This is a genomic window from Changpingibacter yushuensis, assembly GCF_014041995.1.
GTDB classification, from domain to species: Bacteria; Actinomycetota; Actinomycetes; order Actinomycetales; family Actinomycetaceae; genus Changpingibacter; species Changpingibacter yushuensis.
The window spans coordinates 1,779,989-1,791,149 of record NZ_CP059492.1 but is presented as its reverse complement, the minus strand read 5'-3'; the positions used below and the strand labels follow the sequence as shown (position 1 = coordinate 1,791,149).

General features: G+C 58.1%; 12 protein-coding genes. All 12 read left to right on the top strand.

Annotated elements, in window-relative coordinates:
* The first annotated feature begins 86 nt into the window (after window positions 1-86).
* On the top strand, window positions 87-1,259 hold the full coding sequence (locus H2O17_RS07835) for an FtsW/RodA/SpoVE family cell cycle protein (protein ID WP_246311190.1): 1,173 nt from the start codon (window positions 87-89) through the stop codon (window positions 1,257-1,259).
* Window positions 1,256-2,371, top strand: a complete 1,116-nt coding sequence (gene murG / locus H2O17_RS07830; protein WP_182049182.1) for an undecaprenyldiphospho-muramoylpentapeptide beta-N-acetylglucosaminyltransferase — start codon at window positions 1,256-1,258, stop codon at window positions 2,369-2,371. The genes H2O17_RS07835 and murG overlap by 4 nt, the downstream gene beginning before the upstream one ends.
* 2 nt (window positions 2,372-2,373) lie before the next feature.
* A complete protein-coding gene (gene murC / locus H2O17_RS07825; RefSeq protein WP_182049181.1) occupies window positions 2,374-3,744 on the top strand; it encodes a UDP-N-acetylmuramate--L-alanine ligase in 1,371 nt (456 codons plus the stop codon).
* A complete protein-coding gene (locus H2O17_RS07820) occupies window positions 3,741-4,910 on the top strand; it encodes a cell division protein FtsQ/DivIB (RefSeq protein WP_182049180.1) in 1,170 nt (389 codons plus the stop codon). The genes murC and H2O17_RS07820 overlap by 4 nt, the downstream gene beginning before the upstream one ends.
* 138 nt (window positions 4,911-5,048) lie before the next feature.
* Complete coding sequence (gene ftsZ / locus H2O17_RS07815; RefSeq protein WP_182049179.1) at window positions 5,049-6,275, top strand: cell division protein FtsZ; 1,227 nt, start codon at window positions 5,049-5,051, stop codon at window positions 6,273-6,275.
* Window positions 6,276-6,377: 102 nt separating this feature from the next.
* The gene (locus H2O17_RS07810) at window positions 6,378-7,250 is read left to right on the top strand and encodes a purine nucleoside phosphorylase YfiH/LACC1 family protein (protein WP_182049178.1); all 873 of its coding nucleotides are present in this window, start codon (window positions 6,378-6,380) and stop codon (window positions 7,248-7,250) included.
* 59 nt (window positions 7,251-7,309) lie between these two features.
* Entirely contained in the window at window positions 7,310-7,720 is a 411-nt protein-coding gene (locus tag H2O17_RS07805; protein WP_182049177.1) for a cell division protein SepF, read from the top strand.
* 1 nt (window position 7,721) lies between these two features.
* Window positions 7,722-8,009, top strand: a complete 288-nt coding sequence (locus tag H2O17_RS07800) for a YggT family protein (protein WP_182049176.1) — start codon at window positions 7,722-7,724, stop codon at window positions 8,007-8,009.
* Between the two features lie 340 nt (window positions 8,010-8,349).
* The gene (locus H2O17_RS07795) at window positions 8,350-8,934 is read left to right on the top strand and encodes a DivIVA domain-containing protein (protein ID WP_182049175.1); all 585 of its coding nucleotides are present in this window, start codon (window positions 8,350-8,352) and stop codon (window positions 8,932-8,934) included.
* Between the two features lie 70 nt (window positions 8,935-9,004).
* Entirely contained in the window at window positions 9,005-9,694 is a 690-nt protein-coding gene (gene lspA, locus H2O17_RS07790) for a signal peptidase II (RefSeq protein WP_182049174.1), read from the top strand.
* The gene (locus H2O17_RS07785) at window positions 9,687-10,616 is read left to right on the top strand and encodes an RluA family pseudouridine synthase (protein WP_182049173.1); all 930 of its coding nucleotides are present in this window, start codon (window positions 9,687-9,689) and stop codon (window positions 10,614-10,616) included. The genes lspA and H2O17_RS07785 overlap by 8 nt, the downstream gene beginning before the upstream one ends.
* Window positions 10,613-11,068 (top strand): GNAT family N-acetyltransferase, encoded by a 456-nt coding sequence (locus H2O17_RS07780; protein ID WP_182049172.1) that lies wholly within the window; start codon window positions 10,613-10,615, stop codon window positions 11,066-11,068. The genes H2O17_RS07785 and H2O17_RS07780 overlap by 4 nt, the downstream gene beginning before the upstream one ends.
* The last annotated feature ends 93 nt before the right edge of the window (window positions 11,069-11,161 follow it).

Genomic DNA, 11,161 nt, shown 5'->3' with positions numbered 1-11,161 from the left:
GGTCCGCTGCGGGTCCACAGGAGCCCGCAGCTGTTGCGGCGTCACCCGAAGCTCCTTCTGAAAGGGGCGAACAGATTCGTGCCGTTATGTATCAGTCGATCATCGTACTGATCGTTGTCACGAGCGTTCTTGTTGTCTTTGGCGTGATCATGGTCTATTCGGCGACTGCTCCCGAGAGTATCCGCGACTCCATGTACAACTCGAATGTCTCTCGCTTCTCCACAGCCAATAAGCAGCTTGTTTTGGCCGTGATGGGATCAGTGATCGCCGCGGCTATGGCATTCGTGCCGATGCAGGTTTACCAGCGTCTTGCAAAGATCTTGTTTGGTCTTGGTGTTCTGCTTCAGCTAGCAGTGTTTACCCCGCTCGGCGTGAACGTAGGCGGCAACACCAACTGGGTGGGAATCGGAGGATTCACACTCCAACCCTCTGAGTTCCTCAAGCTCGCAACCGTGGTGATCTTGGGTGTTGAACTCAGCAAGGTGAAACCTGGCGAATCTGACTGGCGGAAGTTCAAGATTGCGGGTGGATGTGCGCTTTTTGGACTGATACTCATCATGGCGGGCAAGGACATGGGCACGGGCATGATGTATGCCCTCCTGTGCGTCGGCATGTTCTGGTTGGCAGGCCTTCCGGGAAAAGTGTTCGCCTACCTTGGCGGGCTTGGAGTATTGGCCGCGAGCATCTTGGTGGCCGCGAGCCGTTCCCGGCTGGAACGCGTGATCAGCTACTTCCAGAATCTGTTTACGTTGCCCAACACGTCCACGCCAAGTCAGTCGGACTTCGCGCTGTGGGCATTCGGCTCTGGTGGTATTGGTGGATCGGGCTTAGGAACTGGCGCCGAGAAGTGGCCAGGTAACTTGGCTGAGGCCCAGACTGATTTCATCTTTGCCGTGGTGGGGGAGGAACTCGGCTTGCTTGGATGCCTCGTGGTTATTGCTCTCTTCATGATGCTCGGCTGGGCTCTTCTGAGGATCTCCCGCTACCACCCCTCTCGGTTTGCTCGCCTCGTCTCCGGTGGTGTCGCGGTCTGGTTGTGTGGGCAGGCGCTTGCAAACATGCTTGTTGTGACTGGCGTGTTGCCTGTGTTTGGCGTGCCGCTGCCATTCATCTCACAGGGTGGATCGTCAGTAATGGCCTGTGTGATGGCCGTGGGCTTGGTTATTTCATGTGCGCGCGCCGTACCCGGTGTCAAAGAGTCTTTCCGGGTGCGAGGACGTCTAGCCTCCCGTGCCCGGGTTCTGCTGCGAAAGGGATGAGTGTGTCTGATCTACGTGTCGTATTGGCCGGTGGCGGAAGCGCTGGTCATGTTAATCCGCTTCTCGCTACGGCTTCAGCTCTGCGTGATGCGGGCGCTGGGGTTGTGGCTGTTGGCACCAAGGAAGGACTGGAGGCCGACCTGGTTCCCGCTGCTGGATTTGAGCTGCGCACGATCGAACGTGTGCCGTTTCCACGCCGCCCTGGAGCTGCCATGGTGCGCTTCCCAGCACGTTATGCCGCCGCCGTGCGGCATGCGGGTGAAATCCTCGATGAGTCCCGGGCTGACGTTGCCGTGGGTTTTGGTGGGTTCGCTTCCACACCCATTTATGCAGCGGCGAAGAAGCGCGGTATCCCGGTAGTGATTCACGAGCAGAATGCCAAACCTGGACTGGCCAACAGATATGGTGCTCGATTCGCTAGCGCAATTGGGCTCACCTTTCCTTCAACCAAGCTTGCGGCCAAGGTTGGTGTGACCCGTACAATCGGGTTGCCTTTGCGACCGGCTATTGCTGGCCTTGCCGCTGATCGTGCCGTAGATCCGCGCGCCCACCGCGCTGAGGCTGCACAACGGCTTGGCCTGGACCCTGACCGAATCACACTCGTGGTGACCGGAGGATCGCTTGGCGCTCAACACCTGAACGAGGTGTTTACTGAGGTTATGCCCCAGCTCGCTGGTTTCCAAGTGTTTCACCTAACCGGACGCGGCAAGGATGCCAAGGTCGCGGCGGCTGCTGCAGACTTGGCCGATTACCACGTGCGCGATTACCTCACTCAGATGGAGGATGCCTATGCGGTGGCTGATCTGGTGGTCTGCCGGTCAGGCGCTGGAACCGTGGCAGAACTGAGTTCGTTAGGACTACCAGGTTTCTTTGTTCCGCTTCCCATCGGAAACGGTGAACAAGAGCTTAATGCTGCCGACGTGATTGCTGTTGGCGGCGCCAAACTTGTGCGAGATAAGGACTTCACGCCCCAGACGGTGCGATCCCAGATCGTTGCGTTGCTCCGCGATCCGGAGCAACTCGTTTCCATGGGATCGGCCGCTCGAGGCGTTAGCCCCACCGATGCCGCTGGACAGCTAGCCCAGATGATCATTGAAGCTGGAAAGAAGTAATCATGAGATTCCATTTTGTAGGAATCGGTGGCGCGGGGATGTCGGTAGTAGCGGAGCTTTTGCACAGCCAAGGAGCAACTATCTCTGGTTCAGATGCCAAGGCTTCCGCTGTGACGGCACACCTTGAAGGGCTGGGCATTGCAGTCAGCATTGGTCAAGCTGCTCAGAATGTTCCGCGCGACGCCGTCGTGGTGGTTTCATCCGCGATCCGTGACGACAATCCGGAGCTTGCAGCGGCTCGTGCTCATGGTCAGCGAGTTCTTCACCGATCGCAGGCATTGGCACTGGCAGCTGAGGGCCGTGACTTTGTGGCCGTGGCCGGTGCGCATGGCAAAACCACCACATCAGCGATGATTGCCACGGCGCTTTCGAAAGTTGGGTTTGACCCGTCGTGGGCGATTGGTGGCAGCGTGACGGGCTATGGAGCAGGCGGTCATTTGGGTTCGGGCCAGGTCGTGGTGGCGGAGGCAGACGAATCGGACGGTTCGTTCCTGAACTACCAACCGCGCATTGAGGTGGTGACGAACGTCGAACCGGACCACTTAGACCATTACGGAACGCGAGCCGCCTTTGAGCAGGCTTTTGTCGAGTTTTCGGAGCTGCTTGTGCCCGGCGGACTGTTGGTTGTGTGTTCCGACGACGACGGCGCGAAGCGTCTGGGAATGCAAGCCATCGAGAACGGGCTACGCGTAGTGAGCTACGGCCGCGGTTCCGGCATAGGTGGCGAAGAAAAGCACGTCAGGATCACCCAGGAAACCCATGACGCAGGGGTAGCCTCCGGAGTATTTGACGACGGCGTGGCGCGCTATCCAGTTACCTTGCGGGTAGTGGGTGCGCACAATCTGCTCAATGCCGCTGGAGCGTGGGCGGCTGGTGTGGAACTTGGAGTTGAGGGTACGGCCATGGCTGCTGCTCTTACCGAGTTTGCAGGCACGGGTCGGCGCTTCGAGCTTCGAGGCACAGTCCATGGCATCACCGTGGTGGATGACTACGGTCACCATCCAACCGAAGTGGCTGCCACGTTACGGGCTGCACGGGAGCGCGTGGGAGATGGCCGGGTATTGGCGATTTTCCAGCCACACTTGTACTCGCGTACCCGCAACTTTGCCGCCGAGTTCGCGAAGGCGCTTGAACTGGCTGACTACGTGATTGTGACTGGCGTGTATGCCGCTCGCGAGGATCCGATGGACGGCGTGGACGGTTATCTCATTTCGGACAAGATGGCTGGTGGCGCGGCCTTCGTCGAGGATAAGTTTGAGGCCGCGCGATCCATCGCACACGTAGCAAAGCCGGGCGATATGGTGCTGACTATCGGTGCAGGTGATGTAACAGAACTTGGACCGTTCATACTGGAGGAGATTGCCGCGTTATGAGGCCACCGCGCCGACCTGGCCGCCCCCGATCCTTGGGTGAAGCTCAGCCCCGCACCAGCGGCGGGGAGGTTCGCCGCGCCTCAGATCCCCGCGCGATCGATGACATAGCAACCGCAGCTTTGAGCCCCGACGAGGCTCGACTTCTAGCCGATCCGAGCAACTACCCGGTGGTGGGGCAAGAGGAACGTACTCCCGCGTCCCAACGGACGGACGTTCAACGCCAAACCTCCGCAGGGCACAAGAGAGTCGCGAAGAATGCCAACGATAAGGCGGTCCAGCACGGGTCGGTCCACATGGGCACTGGCGAGGTTGCGCGTACCAAGGAATCGCACGCTCCTGATCCTCAACCTGCATCCGAATCGGCTGTCTCGGCCTATGAGAGTGCTCGCCGGAAGATGGCGAGTTCGGTGGCGTCCTCACGGGAGTCAGAGCCGGATGAGATCTCGGCGCGCAGGCGTGAACGGCAGGCAGAGCGCCGCCGCCTGTGGGGCAAACGGGCATTGGTTGGCCTCGGTTCGCTGGTCATCATCTTGGGTGTTGTTTGGGCACTGTTCTTCTCTCCGCTACTCGGGGTGAAGTCGGCAAACGTGCAGGTCACCGGTATCTCTAAGGATTCTTCAGTATCGGCAGCCGATATTCTGGAGAGTATTTCCGAGGCAGACGGAACCTCGATTCTGCGGATCAATGTGGGGAAGCTTGCCACAGAAATCCAAGACAAGGTCTCACTGGTCAAGACGGCAACCGTCTCGCGCGATTGGCCCAATGGATTGACCGTTGATGTCACGCTACGGACTCCGGTGGCATGTCTTGTAGTGGACGATTCTTGCGTCGGCCTGGATTCGGACGGGGTGCAACTTGAGCTTCCACAGGAGAGCGCTGACGCTTTGCCGCATCTGACCACGCAGAATGGCGAAGCTCCCACGAGTGAGACTATGGAGACGATGTTGGTGGTGTTGGCTGCGCTCGATTCGGGCACAAGGTCCAGCGTTGCAAGTATCGAAGTGGATGAGAATCTGCAGGCAACATTGACGTTGTCTGGTGGCGCAACCGTGTTGTGGGGCGATACCGAGGATAGCGATCTCAAAGCCACTGTCCTCAAGGCGCTCATGACTCAAAACGCTCAGTACTATGACGTTTCTGCACCCACGGCTCCGGTTACTCGCTAACTCAAAACAGGTTGTTTTCAGGCAAAAGTGCGACACACCGCCTAGGTCATTGATCGTAGAGATTTAGACCTCTACCTTTTGCGCGAAGTCAGACGCGAGAAACCTCAAGTTCAACTTGAGGTCTGAAAGGATGAGAACATGCCTGCTCTCAATAACGCCGCAAACATCAAGGTCATTGGTGTGGGCGGTGGCGGTGTTAACGCCGTAGATCGCATGATCCAAGATGGCCTAGCTGGGGTTGAATTTATCGCAGTCAACACGGACGGCCAATCGCTGGTGAAGTCCGAAGCCGAAACCAAACTGGACATCGGGCGCGATGTCTCCCGTGGTTTGGGAGCCGGCGCGGATCCAACTGTGGGCAAACGCGCCGCGGAAGAAAATCTAGAAGTCATTAAGTCCGCACTCGAGGGTGCAGACATGGTCTTTGTAACCGCTGGAGAAGGTGGAGGAACTGGCACGGGTGCGGCTCCTATCGTCGCCCAGATTGCTCGAGAGAGCGGTGCCTTGACTGTGGGTGTGGTTACGCGCCCATTTGAGTTCGAAGGCCTCCAGCGCGCAAATAACGCCATTGCGGGCATTGAGAACCTTCGTAAGTCCGTTGACACGTTGATCGTCATTCCTAATGATCGTCTGCTGGAAATCGCAAATGATGAGCTCTCAGTTATTGAGGCCTATCATCTTGCGGACGAGGTTCTACGCAATGGCGTCAAGGGAATCTCGGACCTCATTACCATTCCGGGCCTTGTGAACCTCGACTTTGCGGACGTTAAGGCAATCATGAAGGATGCCGGTACCGCCTTGATGGGTATTGGATCGGCTACGGGCGAGGACCGAGCCATGCTCGCTACTGAGAATGCGATCTCGTCTCCACTGCTTGAGGCTTCGATCGATGGAGCACACGGCGTGCTGATTTCCTTCCAAGCTGGTGAGAACTTCTCCCTGAAGGAGATGAACCGCGCATCCAAGCTTGTCAAGGAGTCGGTGGACCCGAACGCCAACATTATCGTTGGCCAGATCATCGACGAATCCCTTGGTGATGAAGTCCGTGTGACCGTCATTGCCGCAGGATTCGACGAAACCGAGGATCACCTCCTCAATCTCGGGCGCCAGAGCGGGAATCAATCGGCCGGCCCTCGCCATTCGGCGAGCTCTGCTGACCGTGGGGTTGAAGCCCGCACGGCTCCCGAACGCCGAGTGGCCCAGGCGGTCTCGCCCCTTGTGCAGGGAGAGATTGCTAGTCCAATTCACCCGGTAGCAGAGAGCGTGAGCCCTGAGCTCCCCTCCGTTGCCGAATCTTACACACAGCAAGAGTCGCGCAACCGCCAGAATCTGACGATCCCGGCATTCCTCTTCGAAGAGGAGTAAATAGCTTCGGCGTCATGCGTCGAGGGGCATCTCACGGTGTCTGACTTCATGCGGCCCGTGCCTTTCAGGCACGGGCCGCTCTTCATAGTTAGTATGTGAACGATGAACGTCATTGAGTGGGTTGCCGATTTCCGTGTTCCACAGGGGCGCGTGCGCGCTGGCTTCACCTCGCGCCACGGAGGAGTTTCCACAGCTGGCTATGATTCACTCAATCTCGGCTTTCATGTGGGTGATGCTCCCACGCACGTGCAGGCTAATCGCGCGATCTTGGGTGCGCAACTCGGCTGCGAACCAGCGTGGATGAATCAGGTGCATGGGTCACGCGTGGAGCTAGCGCAACCAGGTGTGACGGCCGAGGCGACGGACGCCCTTGTGGTTGCACGTGGGCCCAGCGGTGGCACTGGCCCTCTTCACAACGCTGGTGACGATGCGGTGCTGGCAGGTGGGCCACTGCCGTGGCTTAGTGGTGAAGCAGACGCATTCTGCGCCCACCCAGCAACGCAGAGGGCTTATGCAGCTTGCGTAATGGTTGCTGACTGTATCCCACTGATACTTGTAGACCAGACTGCGCTTCGTGGTGCTGCCGTTCATGTGGGTAGGGCTGGGCTCTTGGCCGACATCGCGACGCAAGCCATTCGATCGTTGGGTGGCCCAGCCTCACATCTTTGCGCCTTCATCGGTCCCGCAATATGTGGGAAGTGCTACGAAGTGCCCGAAGCCATGCGCGTTGATGCCGCTCACCGCGTGCCCGAATGTGCCAGCGAGACCTCGTGGGGCACGCCGTCGATCGATCTCAAGGCAGGGTTGAAAGCGCAACTCTCGCGTGCGGGCATCCAACATGTCGCAGATGTGGATATTTGCACGTTGGAGGATGATCGCTATTTCTCTCATCGCGGCGGTGGCTCCCAATCTGGCAGGTTTGCCGGCGTTCTTCAGGTAATTTGCGACACGCCCAGCGAGCCTCAAGTACCTTGAGTGCCCTGTCTAATACCTTGAAACCAGCTGGCTCTCGGATTCTGGAAAAGGACAAAGTCATGGGATTTATGCAGAAGTTTGTCGATAAGGCGACTCTGGTCGACGAAGAGTACGACGACGAATACCTCGACGACGTGTACGAAGATGAAGAGGAAGTGGCCGAGGAACCGGAAGTCACGCCTATCCGTTCCGTAGCTCCGATGCCCGATCTTTCCCGTATCGTGACAGTCCGCCCACGCTCGTTCAACGATATTCAGGCGTTTGCGGACGAGTTCCGTAAGGGACTGCCCGTAATCCTCAATCTCGCCGAGACGAACGAGGATGACCGCCGCCGTATCGTCGACTTTGCGACTGGGGTGTGCTATGGTCTGCGTGGCCTTTTAAACCCAATCTCTGATGACGTGCTGCTCATGACTCCACATACGGTTAAGGTCGAATCACGTCGTTCGGAGCCCACCCGTACCTTCTGAGATGCGAACGATCTTTACACTTCTGTATTTAATATGTGCCCTGTACACGCTGGTCTTGTTGGCTCGGATTATTCTGGATCTGGTCCTGAGCACAGCGCGTGATTGGTCGCCGTCGGGATTCCTCCTGGTCATCGCGAACTTCGTGTATCGAGTGACGGATCCACCGCTCCGATTCCTCAACAAGTACATTCCACCGCTGCGGCTCGGTGCCATTCAGTTCGACATGGGATTCCTTGTGTTGTTCTTTGGCATTCAGATTCTCCAGTCCATTTTTGCGCGACTAGCGTAGTCACGTTTCGTGGGGCTGGTGTGGTAGATCCAGTTCGCCATAATTCGTCGACGTGGCTTTGCTCCCATGCAGCTTCCCGAAGTCTTAGGATGCAGCCACTCTTACGGTGAGACTGACCTCGCGCGTTGGTTTTGTTTTCCAGACTCGTGAGTTCACACTGCGCAATCTGTGCTGCTCCGTCCGAATCGTCACGCAGTTTTCTTTTCCACAAGGAACACTCGCGTGTCTTGGTGTGCGCGCTTTGCCAACGCGCGCAGTATTTTCGGGTAATCTTCTACTGTAAGTGACGGCCAGTACGTCACGCACAGCTCATTGGACCGATTCATAGAGGTGAACACTTATGGCGCTGCTTACGGAACACGACGTTGTCAACATGCGCTTCAAGGAGCCACAGTCAGTCAGCGAGGGCTACGACCAAGACGAAGTCGATTTTTTCCTTGATGAAGTCGCCGAAACGGTCGCTCAGCTCGCTAAGGATAAGGCTGCCCTTGAGAACCAGGTGAAGGTTGCCGAGGCTCGCGTAAAGGAACTCGAAGGTTCCTCCGCTTCGGCAGATCAGAGCCCCGATTCTGCAACGTCAACCGCAGCATTTGCTAGTACTCAGCCAAATGAGTCTGAAGCGGCAACAGGAATGCTGCTGCTTGCTCAGGAACTGCATGACAAGCACATTCGTGAAGGCAAAGAGGAAGGTGACCGCCTCATCGCGGAAGCCCAGTCTCGCAGCGAACAGCTTGTTGGCGATGCACAAGAGCAGTACAACCGCACGCTCGCTCAGCTTGAACAGGAACGTGGTCTGCTCGAACGCAAGATCTCCGAGCTTCGCGATTTCGAACGCGACTACCGCACCCGCCTGAAGAGCTACCTCGAATCTCTTCTCTCCAACGTAGAGACGGGTTCGGCGCCAGGCGAGGGCCTGCACAACTGATAGCCCAGCATCTGTATTATGAATCGGCGGCAGTCACATTGGCTGCCGCCGATTTCTTGTAAGGAGCACGATGAGATCTCGACGCAGCCTCTTCTTCACGTGGTTGGTGTGGGCGGTGTTGGTTCTGGCCGCCGACCAGCTGACCAAGGTATGGGCATTGCGCAACCTTGTGGAAGGTGAACGCCATTCACTGATTGGTGATGCGCTTGGCCTACAGCTGCTCTTCAACCCAGGCGCTGCCTTTTCCTTTGGTGTAGGTACCACGGCAGTCTTCACCGTTATCTCAACGATTGTGGTGATTGGCTTACCTTTCTACACGTTGAAGTCAACATCCCGCGTGTGGGTAAGTGTGCTGGCTGTTGTCTGGGGCGGAGCCGCAGGAAACCTCGTCGATCGTCTCTTCCGTCAGCCAAGCTTCGGCCGAGGGCACGTGGTGGACTTCATCGCCTACGGCAACTGGTTTATCGGAAACGTGGCCGATATTGCGCTGGTGGCTGGCATCGCCGTCGTCGCAATACTGACGCTTGCGGGTGTCGCATTCACGGTGGACCCAGGTGATGAGGCGGGCGGTGAATTCGGTGGCGAGATCGAGGGTACTGGCGAACGTGCAGATGATCCACATCACACGGACGTAGAAGAAGATGGCCTGCAGAACACAGCCCTAGAAGAGGCCAGCGCGCCGGATATGACGGGACTCCCTCACATTGAACCGGGCACTAGTGACGATTCGCCAATCCTCGGTGAGGGAACCGATGCGTGAGAAGCGGTACTACCCAGTCCCAGATGGCTTCCATGGCGACCGAGTGGATGCGGTGGTAGCGCGCCTGACGGGAGCCTCGCGCGCACTGTGTGCCAAGTCGATCGACGCTGGCGATGTGCTCATTGACGGCAAGATGGCCTCGAAGTCTGACAAGGTCACTGCAGGCCAGCTTCTCGAAGTCCTCGTGCCCGAACCGCCACGCGTGGAGGCCGTCCCAACGCCCGCGGATCTACCGATCCTGTACGAAGACGACGACGTGGTCGTTGTAGACAAACCAGCCGGGCTCGCCGCACATCCTTCGCTCAACTTCGAAGGCCCGGACGTACTTGGTGCGCTCTTAGCGATGGGGAAGAGGCTAACGACGTCGGGGCCACCCGAACGCAAGGGGATTGTGCATCGACTCGATGTGGGGACGTCGGGGTGCATGGTCGTGGCAAAGTCTGAGTGGGCCTACAGCGTGCTCAAGCAGGCATTTCGGGACAGAACCGTTGAGAAGATCTATCACGCTTTGGTACAGGGACATCCGGATCCGAGTGCTGGAACGATCGATGCACCAATCGGCCGCGACTACCGCCACCAGTGGAAGATGGGAATCCGTCAAGATGGGCGGCATTCTGTGACTCACTACCAAACGCTGGAGGCAATGGCAGGCGGTTCATTGCTAGAGGTACACCTTGAGACTGGGCGCACGCACCAGATTAGGGTCCACATGGCTGCAACCGGGCATCCATGTGTGGGAGACGAGATGTACGGAGCCGATCCGTCACTCACCCAGCGGCTGGGCCTGACAAGGCAATGGTTGCATGCCACGCGGCTCGGATTCGAACATCCGAGCTCGGGAGAGTGGGTGGAGTTCGTTTCGGAGTACCCAGACGATTTGCAGCACGCACTTGATGCTATGCGAGAAGGAGTGTTCACGTGATTGAAGAGGTAACCACGCGCGAACAGTTGGAGCGGTGCTGGGCGATCCGGCTCGAGGTCTTTGTGGAGGAGCAGAAGGTCTCCGAAGATGAAGAGATCGACGCAATCGATCTGCTCGAATCCACCGTGCACTTCTTGGCCTCGCGTGACGGAGTGGATCTTGGCACGGCCCGAATCGTTGCTGAGGAAGCAGGCCGTTGCCACATCGGGCGCGTGGCCGTGCGCAAGCTAGCCCGCGGCACCGGCGTGGGCCGGGAACTGATGGAAGAAGCAGCGCGTATCGCTGTTGAGCGGTACTCAGACAGTCGGGGCAACCTAGAGATCGCCATCTCGGCACAGGAACACGCGATCCCGTTCTACGAGTTGTGCGGATATGTGCTGGTACCTGGCGAGCGCTACCTCGATGCAGGGATCTGGCATCGTGACATGGTGGCCCATTTCTCCGGGCAATAGGTGGGCCCCACAGGGTGGTTCAGTTCCATGGCGTGTCGGGGGCTTTGACGCGCCGAATGGGGCGCGAACCCGCGTGAGAATTTTGCGACGTTT